Raw genomic sequence first — 14,059 nt, forward strand, 5'->3', positions numbered from 1 at the left:
CGGCGCCCGGTCCCCGGGCCCGGTCGCACTACGCGTCGTACTCGTCCAGCGGCGGGCAGGAGCAGACCAGGTTGCGGTCGCCGAAGGCGCCGTCGATCCGGCGCACCGGCGGCCAGTACTTGTCCGCGGCCGACACGCCCGCCGGGAACACCGCCTCCTCGCGCGTGTAGGAGTGCTTCCACTCCCCGCCCAGCGCGGCCGCGGTGTGCGGCGCGTTGCGCAGCGGGTTGTCGTCCTTGGGCCACGCCCCCGAGCCGACCCGGTCGATCTCCGCGCGGATGGCGATCATCGTGTCGCAGAAGCGGTCCAGCTCCGCGAGGTTCTCGCTCTCCGTCGGCTCGATCATCAGCGTCCCGGCCACCGGGAACGACATCGTCGGCGCGTGGAACCCGTAGTCGATCAGGCGCTTGGCGACGTCGTCGACGGTGACGCCCGTCTCCTTGGTCAGTTCGCGCAGGTCGATGATGCACTCGTGGGCGACCAGCCCGCCGGGACCGGTGTAGAGCACCGGGAAGTGCGGCTCCAGGCGCTTGGCGATGTAGTTGGCGCCGAGCACCGCGACCTGGGTGGCGCGCTTGAGGCCCTCGCCGCCCATGAGGCGCACGTACGCCCACGAGATCGGCAGGATGCCGGCCGAGCCCCACGGGGCCGCCGAGATCGGGCCCACGCCCGTCTCCGGACCGGCCTCGGGCTGCAGCGGGTGGTTCGGCAGGTACGGCGCGAGGTGCGCGCGGACCGCGACCGGGCCGACGCCGGGGCCGCCGCCGCCGTGCGGGATGCAGAAGGTCTTGTGCAGGTTCAGGTGCGAGACGTCGCCGCCGAAGTGACCGGGCTTGGCGAGGCCCACCAGGGCGTTGAGGTTGGCGCCGTCGACGTAGACCTGGCCGCCGGCGTCGTGCACCGCGCCGCAGATCTCGCCGATGTGCTCCTCGAAGACACCGTGCGTGGACGGGTACGTCACCATGAGCACGGCGAGTTCGTCGCGGTGCTGCTCGATCTTGGCCCGCAGGTCCTCGACGTCGACCTCGCCGTCACCGGCGGTCTTCACGACGACGACCTTCATGCCGGCCATCACCGCGCTGGCGGCGTTCGTGCCGTGCGCGGAGGACGGGATGAGGCAGACCGTGCGCTGAGTGTCGCCGTTGGCACGGTGGTACGCGCGGACGGCGAGCAGACCGGCCAGCTCGCCCTGGGAACCGGCGTTGGGCTGGAGGCTCACCTTGTCGTAGCCGGTGACCTCGGCGAGACGGTCCTCCAGCTCGCGGATGAGGGTGAGGTAGCCCTCGGCCTGCTCGGCGGGGGCGAAGGGGTGCAGCTGGCCGAACTCGGGCCAGGTGACCGGCTCCATCTCGGTGGTCGCGTTGAGCTTCATCGTGCAGGAACCGAGCGGGATCATGCCGCGGTCCAGCGCGTAGTCGCGGTCGGCGAGGCGGCGCAGGTAGCGCAGCATCGCGGTCTCCGAGCGGTGCTGGTGGAAGACCGGGTGGGTCAGGTAGTCCACCTCGCGGACCAGGCCGGCGGGCAGCGCGTCCTCGGTGGCCGTGTCGAGGGCCTCGACGTCGCCGGTGACGCCGAAGGCGCCCCAGACCGCCGCGAGGTCGGCACGGCCGGTGGTCTCGTCGCAGGCGATGCCGACCAGGTCGGCATCGACCTGGCGCAGGTTGACCCCGGCCTCGCGGGCGGCGGCCACGACCTCGGCGGCCCGGCCCGGCACGCGGGCGGTGACGGTGTCGAAGAAGGCGTCCGTGGTCACCTCGACGCCGCCGGCGCGCAGGCCCCCGGCGAGGACGGCGGCGTAGCGGTGGGTACGGCGGGCGATCTGCGCCAGGCCCTCGGGGCCGTGGTAGACCGCGTACATGCCCGCCATGACGGCGAGCAGCACCTGCGCGGTGCAGATGTTGCTGGTGGCCTTCTCGCGGCGGATGTGCTGCTCGCGGGTCTGCAGCGCCAGGCGGTACGCCTTGTCGCCGTCGGCGTCGACGGAGACGCCGACCAGGCGGCCCGGCAGGCTGCGGGCGTGGGCCTCGCGGACGGCCATGTAGCCGGCGTGCGGGCCGCCGAAGCCCATCGGCACGCCGAAGCGCTGCGTGGTGCCGACCGCGATGTCGGCGCCCAGCTCGCCCGGGGAGGTGAGCACCGTCAGGGCGAGCAGGTCGGCGGCGACGGTGACGATCGCGCCGAGCCCGTGGGCCTGCTCGATGACCGGCCTCAGGTCGCGCACGGCACCGGAGGCGCCCGGGTACTGCAGCAGCACGCCGAAGACGCCGCGCTCGGCGATCTCGGCGGGGATGCCGTCGGTGAGGTCGGCGACGACGACCTCGACGCCGGTGGGCTCGGCGCGGGTCTCGATCACGGCGACGGTCTGCGGGAAGGTCTCGGCGTCGATGAGGAAGACACCCTGCTTGACCTTGCCGACGCGGCGGGCCAGCGCCATGGCCTCGGCGGCCGCGGTGCCCTCGTCGAGCAGCGAGGCGCCGGAGGTGGGCAGACCGGTCAGGTCCGCGACGACCGTCTGGAAGTTGAGGAGGGCCTCGAGGCGGCCCTGGGAGATCTCGGGCTGGTACGGGGTGTACGCCGTGTACCAGGCGGGGTTCTCCATGACGTTGCGCAGGATGACCGGCGGGGTGAAGGTGCCGTGGTACCCCAGGCCGATCATGGGCCGCAGCACCTGGTTGCGGTCCGCGAGCGAGCGCAGCTCGGACAGCACCTCGGGCTCGGTGCGGGCGGTCGGCAGGCCCAGGGCCTCGGCGCTCTTGATGGTGTCCGGCACGGCTGCGGCGGTGAGCTCGTCCAGCGAACCGTAGCCGACGTGCGCGAGCATCTTGGCCTGCGCGGCGGCATCGGGTCCGATGTGGCGCTGCTCGAACGGGATGCCGCGCTCCAGCTCGGTGAGAGGGGTGCGGTGGGCGGTCATCTGCGGAGGCCTCCTGGTCTGGCGCGACTCGGCCTCCCCCTCTGTCATCTGAACCTGAGAGTTTCACCGCCCCGCGCGAGCAGGACGGCTTTCACCGTCGGTGAGGAACGGGCCCGCCACGGACGGGCTTCCCTTCCTGCTTTCCAGAGTGACCTCACCCATGCGGTACGGATGCCTGAGAGATTCCGGGGAGGGTTTGCTCCTTCGGCGCCCGGCGGCCGGTGCTTCGCACCGCCAGGACTCTCCCGCATGGGGTCGCCAGCCAATGCCAGCCTACCAGCGGCGTTCGTTGAACGGTCATGTGACAGCGGACACCTTTCGTGCCTAAATAGGAGTATTCGCGACCAGTTGGAGGGACCGTGCAGACCGGTATCGATCCGCGGAGCCTGATCGGGCGCAGGGCCTTCGACCGCAACGGAATGAAGATCGGAACGGTCGACGAGGTGTACCTCGACGACGCCACCGGCGAACCCGAATGGGCCGCGGTGCGCACCGGGATCTTCAGCCGCGACGCCTTCGTCCCGCTGGAACCGAGCGAGTTCGGCGAGGACGGGCTGCGCGTCCCGTTCGACAAGTCGCTGATCAAGGACGCCCCGGACTTCGGGGTGGGCCGGCATCTCTCCCCGGAGCAGGAGCTCCAGCTCTACCACCACTACGGGATGTCCGGCCCCGGCGCCGTCGCCGGGCCGGGCGACGAGCCGCCGCCCGACCGGGACTTCGGCAAGCTCGCCGGCGACAGCTGACCGCCTCCCTCGCCCCCGGCTCACCCGCCCCCGGATAACACCAGCGGCAGCGCCTCGGACGGCTCCAGGTCCGGGTCCGTCACCGCGAAGGTGCGCACCCTCCCCGGTACGGCCGACTTGGGTTCCTCGAAACGCACGGTGACGCGGCCGACACCGCTGCCCTGCACCCAGCCCGCGCCGTACTCCACGTGCCGGACGTCCTGACCGGGCATCCAGCGGCGCTCCGCGGCGGACGGCACCCGGGCGGCACCGGCGGGCGGTTCCTCGTCCGCGTCCGCCCCGGCGGCGCCCTCTTCGGCGGGGGGCTCCTCCGCGCGCTCGGCCGCCTGGGCGAAGAGGTCCTCCTGCGTGAAATCCGCGAGTCCGGCCACGCCGACGCCGAGCAGCCGCACGCCGCTCGTGATGTCGACGGCCTCCAGCAGCCGCTGCGCCGTCTCCCGGACGACGGCGGGGTCGTCGGTCGGCGCGCGCAGCGTCTCGGACCGGGTGAGGGTCGTGAAGTCGTACCGGCGCACCTTCAGCACCACGGTACGGCCGGAGCGTCCTGCCTCGCGCAGCCGCCGCACACAGCGGTCGGCGAGCCGGTCCACCTCCAGCCGGATCCGGACGCGGTCGGTCAGATCGACGTCGAAGGTGTCCTCGACGGAGATCGACTTGTGCTCGCGGTCGGGGACCACGGGCCGTTCGTCCACCCCCAGGGCCATGCCGTGCACATGCGCGCCGTGCGCCCTGCCCAGCAGGCGCACCAGCTCGGCCTCGCCCGCCTCCACGACGTCCCCGACCGTGGTGATGCCGCCCCTGCGCAGATGCTCGGCCGTGGCGGGCCCCACGCCCGGCAGAGTGCGCACCTGCATGGGCGCCAGCAGCTCGCGCTCGGTGCCGGGCTCGATGACGACCATGCCGTCCGGCTTGGCCTGCTCCGAGGCGATCTTGGCGAGCAGCTTGGACCCGGCGAGCCCGACCGAGCCCGTCAGCCCCGTGGCCGCCCTGATGTCGGCCCGCAGCCGCTCCCCCACCCGCCGCGGCTCCTCCGTGATGCCGCCCGCCTCCAGGTCCACGAACGCCTCGTCCAGGCTCAGTGGCTCCACCAGTGGCGACAGCCGGGCGAGGATCTCCATGACGACATCGCTGACCTTCCGGTACACGCCGAAGCGCGGTACGAGGTACGCGGCGTTCGGGCAGAGCCGGCGGGCGTGCGCCATCGCCATCGCCGAATGCACCCCGTGCACACGGGCCTCGTACGAAGCCGTCGCCACCACGCCCCGCGGGCCCAGCCCCCCGACGACGACCGGCTTCCCCCGCAGACTCGGCTTCGCGGCCTGCTCGACGGCAGCGAAGAACGCGTCCATGTCCAGATGGAGGATGGTCGGCGCGCTTCTCACGTCACCGATGGTGCCCTACGGCACCGACAGTCGCCGTACACCCGTACGGCGGCTGTCGGTGCCGTGGGAGTCGTACGACGGCCCGCCGCGGCGGCACGCGGGTCAGACCGCGCGATTGCGGCGCCTGGCGAGTTCGTCACCGGGGTTGTGGCCGACCAGCGTCTCGCCGGTGTCGACCCGCTCGCCGTGCAGCTGCGACAGCCCGCTCTCCACGTCCCGCCACACCACGCCCACCGCGATCCCGAAGATGCCCTGGCCGCCCTGGAGCAGGTCCACGACCTCGTCCGGCGACGTGCACTCGTAGACGGTGGCGCCGTCGCTCATCAGGGTCATCCGGGCCAGCTCGGCGGGGCCGGTGGACCGCAGGTGCTGCACCGCGGTGCGGATGTTCTGCAGGGAGACCCCCGTGTCGAGCAGCCGCTTGACGATCTTGAGGACGACAACGTCCTTGAAGCTGTACAGCCGCTGGGTGCCCGAGCCGTAGGCCGGACGGATGCTGGGCTCCACCAGCCCCGTACGGGCCCAGTAGTCCAGCTGGCGGTAGGTGATCCCGGTCGCCGCGCAGGCGGTGGGCCCGCGGTAGCCGACGCTCTCCCCCGCCTCTTCCGGCTCCTGGCCGGCGGTCTCCCCCGTACCCCCGCCGGAGGCCACGGCCGCGTTGCGGGCCAAGGCCGCGCGCATCGGGTACGGGCCGCCAGCGGCCATACCGTCGCCGGTGCTTCTCACGCCGACCTCCCGTCCCTTCGCACCCCTGAGGGCACGCGCACGTGCCATCGGGACTTTCCCTCTCGACGGTAGGCAGTCACTCCGGGTGCGTCAACGATCGCCACGCTCGGCACGCCGAGTGATATCAACCCCTGGAGTGGTTTCCCGTATCCGTTCAGGGGGTATGGCTCGTCGAATGGTCCGCGCCGGACCTCACTGGCTGCTGGTCCCGAAGTCCTCGGGCGAGATCTGATCGAGGAACTCGCGGAACTTCTCGACCTCGTCCTCCTGCTCGTCGGGGATGGCGATGCCGGCGTCGTCCAGCACACCGTCGCTCCCGTAGATGGGGGTTCCGGTCCGCAGGGCGAGCGCTATGGCATCGGAGGGACGGGCGCTCACCTCCACGCCGCTGGCGAACACCAGCTCGGCGTAGAACACGCCCTCGCGCAGGTCGGTGATCCGGACCTCGGTCAGCCTCTGGCCGACGGCCTCGAGCACGTCCTTGAAAAGATCATGGGTCAGCGGCCGCGCGGGCGTCATGCCCTGCTGCGCGAAAGCGATGGCGGTGGCCTCCCCCGGCCCGATCCAGATGGGCAGGTAGCGGTCGCCTCCCACTTCCCGCAGGAGCACAATCGGCTGGTTGGAGGGCATTTCGACCCGGACACCCACGACGTCGAGCTCGTTCACACAGCAACCCTAGGACGTGCTCGGCAGGTTTGGGTAGTCGGGACGGGTCCGGCCGGTCACCGGCCGGGCCCGTTCCCGGTCACTCAGCGTCAGAAGAGCCGGATCAGAAGAGCCGGATCCTGAGGGCCGACTGGACCAGCGCCGCGTGCAGTCGCACCGACAGCGCCGCCAGCTCCTTGGCGGTGGCCTCGGCGTGCGTCCTGGTCTGCGGATTGCGGTGCAGCCGCAGCGGGGCGACGACCTGCTCCACCAGACCCGCCTCGCGTTCGGCGGCGGCCTTCACAGCGCGTAGGTGCCGCGGCTCCAGACCGAATCGCCCCAGATCCGCCACGAGCTTGGCGATGTTCACCGTTTCGGCGTCATAGTCGCCGTCCGGACCGGCCTCCACCAGCCCGTAGGACTCCCACTGCGCCAGTTCGGCGTCGTCGGCGCCCGTGGCGGCCATCAGCTCGTCCCGGCCGATCCGCAGTCCAGCAGGGCCGCCCGGCTCCACGCCGCCGGCCTCCAGCAGTTCCCGGGACTCGGCGGGGGCGGGCAGCGGCAGCGGCTCGCCCCGGTCCAGGGCGTCCAGGTGCTCGCGGATCACTTTCAGCGGAAGATAGTGGTCCCGCTGCATCCGCAGGACATGACCGAGCCGCTCGACGTCCCTGACCGAGAACTTCCGGTAGCCGGACGGAGTGCGGTGCGGTTCCACCAGCCCCTCCGCCTCCAGGAAGCGGATCTTGGAGATGGTGACCTCGGGGAACTCCTCACGCAGGTCGTTGAGCACCGCTCCGATGCTCAGCGGTCGGTCCTCCGCGGTGGCGGTGCCGTTGCCGGCACCGCCCGACGGTGTACGAAGCATGAACCTTCCCTCGCGGGGTCAGGCGCCCCACTGGCTCGCGTAGAAGACCAGCCGGTACTTGCCGATCTGAACCTCGTCACCACTGGCCAGGGTCACCGAGTCGATGCGCTCCCGGTTGACGTAGGTGCCGTTGAGGCTGCCGACGTCGGAGACCGTGAAGCTGCCGTCCTGGCCGCGCCGGAACTCCACGTGCCGACGGGAGACGGTGACGTCGTCCAGGAAGATGTCACCTTCCGGGTGACGGCCGGCCGTCGTCAGCTCGGCGTCCAGCAGGAAGCGGCTGCCCGAGTTGGGACCGCGACGCACGACCAGCAGCGCCGAGCCCGGAGGCAGCGCGTCGACCGCCGCCTGGGCCTCCGGGGACAGTGCGGGAAGCACGGTCTGCCCGGTGACCTCGGCCTCGTAGGCCTCCAGGCCGGAGATCGAGATCGTCGACGTGGTCTCGGAGGCACGTTCCGACGGCACTCCGGCACGCAGCGGCGCACCGCAGTTGGAGCAGAAACGACTCGCTTCCGCGTTCTGGAAACCGCACCGCGTACAGACCGGCAAGGACCCTCCACCCGTGCTGGAGCCTGATGGTTGACCGAAACCTATGCGCCCCGATGCGGCAGGGTCAACAGAAACCGCACCATGACCGCCCGAAATGTCGCCACCCGGAGCAGCGCCCTGATCCCGGAACAGCGGGCGATCCTCGCCCATGGACTCATCTTGCGCGTGCCGCGGCGCCCGGTGACGTGCCGTAGCGCTGTCACCGTCCGGACGCGCACTCTTGCCGAACCACTTACCGAACAACTTCACGGGCGATTCCCCTTGAACGACACAGACCCGCCCGTGGGGCAGGACGAACCCTCAGTCACGACCAACACACAGTTTCCCTCACGCACCACCCCAACGGTGCGGCGACCCCCCGCATTCTCCTGCCCTCCCCCGCGCACCCCCACTCGTGCCCGGCTCACCGGGATGACGACTGAGCGTAGTCAGGCTGCTCCGGCGGCCGCAAGGCATCCACGACGATCTTCTGCGAACGCGTCACATCGACCGTGGCCTGCTCCTTCTCCAAAGTCTGTACCACGCCTCCCGGGATGTTCAGGGCGGGTTCGAGATCTTGTGGATTACCGATGACCTTGAAGCGGTACGGCTGTGACACCTTGTGGCCGTCGATCTCCACAGCACCGTCGGCGCCCTGGGTGAAGTACGTGTCGGCGACCACCCGGATGTCGTTGATCTGGATCGCCTCGGCCCCGGCGGCCCGGAGTTCCTGCAAGGTGTCCAGCAGCATGTCGGACTCGACGCCGCCGCTGGTGTCGGTGACCGTCAGCGTGATACCGGGGCCCTGCGCCGCGACCGTGCCTGCCAGCACGCCGAGTTGGGCGGCCTTCTGCTCGGTCTGCTTCCGGGCCTCCTCGGCCTGGTCGGAGCTGTTCTCCAACTCCCGGCGCTGGTCCTCCAGACGCTGCTTCTCGTCCTCCAGGCGCTGGGTGCGGTTGTCGAGCTCGTCGAGGATCCGCACCAGGTCCTCCTGACGGGCGCCGCGCAGCGCGCTGGTGTCGCTGGTCGAACTGACCTGGATCGCCAGGCCCAGCCCGAGCACGAACAGCAGCAGCGCGACGATGAGCTGCGCGCGGCTGGCCCGCGGCGGCCAGAGGCCGGCCTTGAGCCGCTGGCGGCCCGTCGACACCGCGGTGGACGGCGCGGGCACCTGCTCGTGGGGCTCGCGCGGCCCGGGGCCGGAACCGGGCCCGGCAGCGGGCGGCGGCGCCGACTCCTGGGCGGGCGCCGCCTCTTCGGGCTCCCGCGGGCCGGCGCCGGGCACGGCCGCCGGCGGCAGCTCCGGGGAGCCCGGGGACTCCGGCCGGGCCGGCCGCTCGGGGACGCCGCCGGGCGCTCCCTTGGGCGCGCCGGACCCGGAGCCGGGTCCTTGCGCCGGCTCCTGCGGTTCCCGGCCGTTCTCTTCGTGCCGGCCGTGCTCGTCCGTCATCGTGCTGTCACGCCCGGAAGACATGGCGGCGGATGGCCGCCGCGTTGGAGAAGATGCGGATGCCGAGGACCACCACGACACCCGTGGAGAGCTGGGCCCCGACCCCCAGCTTGTCACCGAGGAACACGATCAGGGCCGCCACCACGACGTTGGACAGGAAGGAGACCACGAAGACCTTGTCGTCGAAGATCCCGTCGAGCATGGCGCGCAGACCGCCGAAGACGGCGTCGAGCGCGGCCACCACGGCGATGGGCAGGTAGGGCTCGACCAGCGTCGGCACCACGGGACGGACCACAAGGCCCACCACGACTCCTACGATCAGGCCCAGTACGGCGATCAATTCGTGCCCTTCCCAGTTCCGTTTGCGGCCGGCGAACCGGCCGAGGGGACCGGCGTCGCATAGCGGATGATCAGACTCGGCGCCGCCGGCAGACTCAGCTTCTCCTCCTGGGAGATGCTCACGCGGATCCCGTAGTTCTCGTGCAGGACGTGCAGATACTGTCCGTCCGCACTGTCCTGGAACGACGTACTGAGGTGCTGCGGGTTCCCGATCGCCGAAATCGTGTAGGGCGGCACCAGGGGCCTGTTGTCCACCAGTATGGCGTCTCCGGCGGCGCGGATGGCCGAGAGGGCGGTGAGGCGCTGCCCGTTGACCGCGATCGCCTCGGCTCCCGACGCCCACAGTCCGTTGACGACGCGCTGCATGTCGCGGTCGCGGACCCGCCCGGTGTCCGAGAAGCCACTGGTGGTCCGCGGATTGCCGTTGCCGCCCGAGGACGCCTCCTTGGCGTCGTCGACCTTGACCTGGATGCCCGGACCGGTCACCGCCGTCGCGCCCGCCAGCAGCGCCACCTGCTCGGCGCTGCCGCCCTTCTCCTTCAGCGCCTGGCGCTGCCTGGCCGCCACGTCGTCGCGCAGCGTGTCCACGCTGCCCTGCAGTTCGTCGGCCGCGGCCGTCTCCGACTGGATGCGGTCGATGAGTTTCTGCCGCTCCTTGGCCAGCGTCGGGGCGGCGACCTGCGTCTGCGCCGCCCCCACCGTCACCACGACGGCGGCGAGCACCAGCCCGAACCCGAGCACCAGTTTGCCCCGCAGGGACCCGGGCAGCCGGGAGCTCCCGGTCTCGCCCCTGCGTGCCGCGGCCTCGGCATATCCGTCGTCGAGGCTGTGCTCCATGACGTTGGTCAGCAGCGACATGGAGGCATCGGGGCGCCGGTTCACCGCCCTGTCACTGGGGCTGCTCCGATCAGGGTGCTGCTGCGGCATGCCGCACATCGTCGCACGTCGCCGCCTCCGACCTCGAACGGGCCCCTCCCGGCGCGCCGTTGCGCGCGCCGGGAAGAGCCCGTGAGCCGTACACGGAGTGTGATCAGCGACCGGCGCTGTCCACGATCGCGGACCACTCGTCGAGCAGGGCCTGCGCGGACGCGTCGTCCGGACCCTCCGCCCACACGTGGGTGACCGCCTCGGACGGGTCGGGCAGCACCATCACCCAGCGTCCGTCGGACTCGACCACACGCACCCCGTCCGTGGTGTCGACGGAGCGGTCCCCCGCCTCCTCCACGACGCGGCGCATGACCAGGCCCTTGACCGCCCACGGCGTCGCCAGGTCCCGCTTGAGGACGTGGGCGCGCGGGATGCGGGCGTCGATCTGGCTCAGGGTGAGCTGCGTACGGGCCACCAGGCCGATCAGCCGCACGAACGCGGCGGAGGCGTCGAAGACGCTGCTGAACTCGGGCACGATGAAGCCGCCCCTGCCGTCGCCGCCGAAGATCGTCGACTCCTGGCGGCAGACCCGGGTGAGGTCGTCGGGCGACGTCGTCGTCCACTCCACCTGCGTGCCGTGGTAGGCCGCCACCTGCTCGGCGATGCGCGTCGTCGTCACCGGCAGCGCCACCCGGCCGCTGCGGCGCTCCGCGGCGACCAGGTCGAGCATGACCAGCAGCGCGCGGTCGTCCTCGATGATCTTGCCGCGCTCGTCCACCAGCGACAGCCGCTCGCCGACCGGGTCGAACCGCACGCCGAACGCGGCCCGCGAGGACGCCACGATCTCCCCGAGCCGCACCAGGCCCGCCCTGCGGCCGTCGGAGGTCTCGGTCGGGCGCGCCTCGTTCAGGCCGGGATTGATGGTGAGGGAGTCCACACCGAGCCGGCCGAGCAGGCTCGGCAGAACCAGGCCCGCGCTGCCGTTCGCGGCGTCCACGACCACCTTCAGCCCCGCCTCGGCGATGCCGGAGGTGTCCGCGGCCCGCAACAGCGCACCGGTGTAGGAGTCGAAGACGCTCGAGGGGAAGTTCAGGTCGCCGATCTCGCCGGGGAACGCGCGGCGGTACTCCTGGCGCGCGAAGACCCGGTCCAGCTTTCGCTGCCCCGCGGCCGACAGGTCCGCGCCCCGCTCGTCGAAGAACATGATGTCGACCGAGTCGGGGATCCCCGGGCTGGTACGGATCATGATGCCGCCGGCGCTGCCGCGCGCGGTCTGCTGCCGGGCCACCGGCATGGGCACGTTCTCCAGGTCCCGTACGTCGATGGCGCTGGCCTGGAGGGCCGAGATCACCGCCCGCTTCAGGGCACGGGCACCACGGGAGTGGTCACGGGCCGTGGTGACGGTCGAGCCCTTCTTGAGGGTCGTCGCGTACGCGCCCGCCAGCCGCACGGCCAGTTCGGGGGTGATCTCCACGTTCAGGATCCCGGAGACACCGCGCGCACCGAAGAGATTGGCCTGCCCCCGGGACTCCCAGATGACCGAGGTGTTGACAAAGGCGCCGGCCTCGATCGTCTTGAACGGGTAGACGCGGACATTGCCCGCGATGATCGACTCCTCGCCGATCAGGCACTCGTCGCCGATGACCGCGCCGTCGTCGATCCGCGCCGCCCGCATCACATCGGTGTTCTTGCCGATGACGCAGCCGCGCAGATTCGTCTGGGGCCCGATGTACACGTTGTCGTGCACCACGGCCTTGTGCAGGAACGACCCGGACTTGACGACCACGTTGGAGCCGACCACGGAGTGCTCGCGGATCTCGGCGCCGGCCTCGACCTTCGCGTAGTCGCCGATGAACAGCGGCCCGCGCAGCACCGCGTCCGGGTGCACCTCGGCGCCCTCGGCGACCCACACCCCGGGCGAGATCTCGAAACCCTCGAGCTCGACGTCGACCTTGCCCTCGAGGACGTCGGCCTGCGCCTTGATGTAGCTCTCGTGCGTACCGACATCCTCCCAGTAGCCCTCGGCGATGTAGCCGTAGACCGGCTTGCCCTCCTTCATCAACTGCGGGAAGACATCGCCGGACCAGTCGACGGAGACATCGGCCTCGACGTAGTCGAAGACCTCGGGCTCCATGACATAGATACCGGTGTTCACCGTGTCCGAGAAGACCTGGCCCCAGGTCGGCTTCTCCAGGAAGCGCTCGACCTTCCCCTCCTCGTCGACGATGGTGATGCCGAATTCCAGGGGATTGGGCACCCGCGTCAGGCAGACCGTGACCAGCGCACCCTTTTCCTTGTGGAAATTGATGAGCTCGGTCAGGTCGAAGTCGGTCAGTGCGTCACCTGAGATCACCAGGAACGAATCGTCCTTGAGCGCGTCCTCGGCGTTCTTGACGCTGCCGGCTGTGCCGAGTGGCTTTTCCTCGTTCGCGTACGTGAGCTCCATGCCGAGCTCTTCGCCGTCACCGAAGTAGTTCTTGACGAGTGAGGCGAGGAACTGCACGGTCACCACGGTCTCGGTCAGACCATGCCGCTTGAGCAGCTTGAGCACATGCTGCATGATCGGCTGATTCACGACCGGCAGCAGCGGCTTGGGCATGCTCGAGGTCATCGGGCGAAGGCGTGTGCCCTCGCCGCCGGCCATCACGACGGCCTTCATGTCGGAAGCGTCCTCCTTGAAGAGACGACTGGCTTGCCGACGTCACCCGCGCTTCGGACCTGCGGTCCGGCGGACCACCTGGTCACACGTCGGGTACCCGGCGGGAGGCCAGTCCTGCCGGGGATCGCGGGCTCAATCGGCCGTGGCGTCCGCTCTCACGAGTCGGCGGACCTGGACCACGTACAAGATTCCTGCCCACCAGTAGAGGGTTGTACCCCATCCGGCGAACGCCCATCCGAAAATAGCAGCGAGCGTGTTCAGCCACCCGTCACCGTCGCTGAGCAGCAACAGCGGGAACGCGTACATGAGGTTGAAGGTCGCGGCCTTGCCCATGAAGTTGACCTGGGGAGGACCCCAGCCGCGGCGCCTCATGACCAGGATCATCACCCCCAGGACGACGTCCCGGGCCACCAGGATGGCCGTCAGCCACCAGGGGAGGATCCCGCGCCACGTCAGGCCGACGAGCGTCGACACGATGTACAGCCGGTCCGCGGCCGGGTCCAGCACCCTGCCGAGGCTGCTGATCTGGTTCCAGCGGCGCGCGAGCTTGCCGTCGAGGTAGTCGCTGATGCCGCTGAGGGCGAGGACGAGGAGCGCCCAGCCGTCGGCCTTCGGGCCGCCGAACTCCGGCCACAGGATCAGCCACAGGAAGACCGGCACGCCGGCCAGCCGTGCCATGCTCAGGATGTTGGGGATCGTGAGGACCCGATCCGTCTGCACCCGTGTCTCCTGGACCTCCACCGGGGGCCCCTCCTGTTTGTGCGTATGCTCCGAATGATTCCACCCGACCCTACCCCAGGGCACAAAAAAGCCTGTCCCCGGGGATCGTGATCGATCTCCGGGGACAGGCTGAAGAATTGTTCGGCGGCGTCCTACTCTCCCACAGGGTCCCCCCTGCAGTACCATCGGCGCTGAAAGGCTTAGCTTCCGGGTTCGAAATG

The 14,059-nt window shown here is 70.6% G+C and carries 12 protein-coding genes, 1 rRNA gene, 1 pseudogene and 1 riboswitch; of the genes and pseudogenes, 1 reads left to right on the plus strand and 13 read right to left on the minus strand.

The window, feature by feature from the left end; translation table 11 throughout:
- Positions 1 to 28: 28 nt before the first annotated feature.
- Positions 29 to 2,914 carry an aminomethyl-transferring glycine dehydrogenase gene (gene gcvP, locus ABZ883_RS32770; RefSeq protein ID WP_360912673.1) on the minus strand — a complete coding sequence of 962 codons (2,886 nt, stop codon included), beginning with the start codon at positions 2,912 to 2,914 and terminating at the stop codon, positions 29 to 31.
- Positions 2,915 to 3,067: 153 nt separating this feature from the next.
- Positions 3,068 to 3,172: riboswitch (glycine riboswitch) on the minus strand.
- A gap of 101 nt (positions 3,173 to 3,273) precedes the next feature.
- Between gcvP and ABZ883_RS32775 the strand changes: the two genes are divergently transcribed.
- A complete protein-coding gene (locus tag ABZ883_RS32775) occupies positions 3,274 to 3,657 on the plus strand; it encodes a PRC-barrel domain-containing protein (protein ID WP_360912675.1) in 384 nt (127 codons plus the stop codon).
- Between the two features lie 20 nt (positions 3,658 to 3,677).
- Here ABZ883_RS32775 and ABZ883_RS32780 read toward each other — a convergent pair whose 3' ends face one another.
- The 12 genes and pseudogenes from ABZ883_RS32780 to rrf all read right to left on the minus strand — a co-directional run.
- Positions 3,678 to 5,039: a DNA polymerase IV gene (locus tag ABZ883_RS32780; RefSeq protein ID WP_360912676.1), complete on the minus strand. Its 1,362-nt coding sequence runs from the start codon at positions 5,037 to 5,039 to the stop codon at positions 3,678 to 3,680.
- 102 nt (positions 5,040 to 5,141) lie between these two features.
- Positions 5,142 to 5,765 carry a MerR family transcriptional regulator gene (locus tag ABZ883_RS32785; RefSeq protein ID WP_360912678.1) on the minus strand — a complete coding sequence of 208 codons (624 nt, stop codon included), beginning with the start codon at positions 5,763 to 5,765 and terminating at the stop codon, positions 5,142 to 5,144.
- Between the two features lie 192 nt (positions 5,766 to 5,957).
- On the minus strand, positions 5,958 to 6,431 hold the full coding sequence (locus ABZ883_RS32790; protein ID WP_360912680.1) for a bifunctional nuclease family protein: 474 nt from the start codon (positions 6,429 to 6,431) through the stop codon (positions 5,958 to 5,960).
- A 103-nt stretch (positions 6,432 to 6,534) separates the two neighbouring features.
- The gene (locus tag ABZ883_RS32795; RefSeq protein ID WP_360912682.1) at positions 6,535 to 7,275 is read right to left on the minus strand and encodes a MerR family transcriptional regulator; all 741 of its coding nucleotides are present in this window, start codon (positions 7,273 to 7,275) and stop codon (positions 6,535 to 6,537) included.
- Positions 7,276 to 7,293: 18 nt separating this feature from the next.
- Complete coding sequence (locus ABZ883_RS32800; protein ID WP_360912707.1) at positions 7,294 to 7,740, minus strand: FHA domain-containing protein; 447 nt, start codon at positions 7,738 to 7,740, stop codon at positions 7,294 to 7,296.
- A 15-nt stretch (positions 7,741 to 7,755) separates the two neighbouring features.
- A pseudogene (locus ABZ883_RS32805) lies at positions 7,756 to 7,974 on the minus strand (zinc-ribbon domain-containing protein); the annotation flags it as partial.
- Between the two features lie 253 nt (positions 7,975 to 8,227).
- Positions 8,228 to 9,277: a DUF881 domain-containing protein gene (locus tag ABZ883_RS32810; protein WP_360912684.1), complete on the minus strand. Its 1,050-nt coding sequence runs from the start codon at positions 9,275 to 9,277 to the stop codon at positions 8,228 to 8,230.
- The gene (locus ABZ883_RS32815) at positions 9,261 to 9,593 is read right to left on the minus strand and encodes a small basic family protein (RefSeq protein WP_360912686.1); all 333 of its coding nucleotides are present in this window, start codon (positions 9,591 to 9,593) and stop codon (positions 9,261 to 9,263) included. Before ABZ883_RS32815 ends, ABZ883_RS32810 begins: the two co-directional genes overlap by 17 nt.
- Positions 9,590 to 10,528, minus strand: a complete 939-nt coding sequence (locus tag ABZ883_RS32820; protein WP_360912688.1) for a DUF881 domain-containing protein — start codon at positions 10,526 to 10,528, stop codon at positions 9,590 to 9,592. The genes ABZ883_RS32815 and ABZ883_RS32820 overlap by 4 nt, the downstream gene beginning before the upstream one ends.
- A 94-nt stretch (positions 10,529 to 10,622) precedes the next feature.
- Positions 10,623 to 13,118, minus strand: a complete 2,496-nt coding sequence (locus tag ABZ883_RS32825; protein ID WP_360912690.1) for a mannose-1-phosphate guanyltransferase — start codon at positions 13,116 to 13,118, stop codon at positions 10,623 to 10,625.
- Between the two features lie 132 nt (positions 13,119 to 13,250).
- Positions 13,251 to 13,859: a CDP-alcohol phosphatidyltransferase family protein gene (locus ABZ883_RS32830; RefSeq protein ID WP_360912691.1), complete on the minus strand. Its 609-nt coding sequence runs from the start codon at positions 13,857 to 13,859 to the stop codon at positions 13,251 to 13,253.
- Between the two features lie 118 nt (positions 13,860 to 13,977).
- A 5S ribosomal RNA gene (rrf, locus tag ABZ883_RS32835) occupies positions 13,978 to 14,059 on the minus strand; the annotation flags it as partial.

Origin of the sequence: Streptomyces sp. NPDC046977 (assembly GCF_040644455.1) — a bacterium.
Classification (GTDB): Bacteria; Actinomycetota; Actinomycetes; order Streptomycetales; family Streptomycetaceae; genus Actinacidiphila.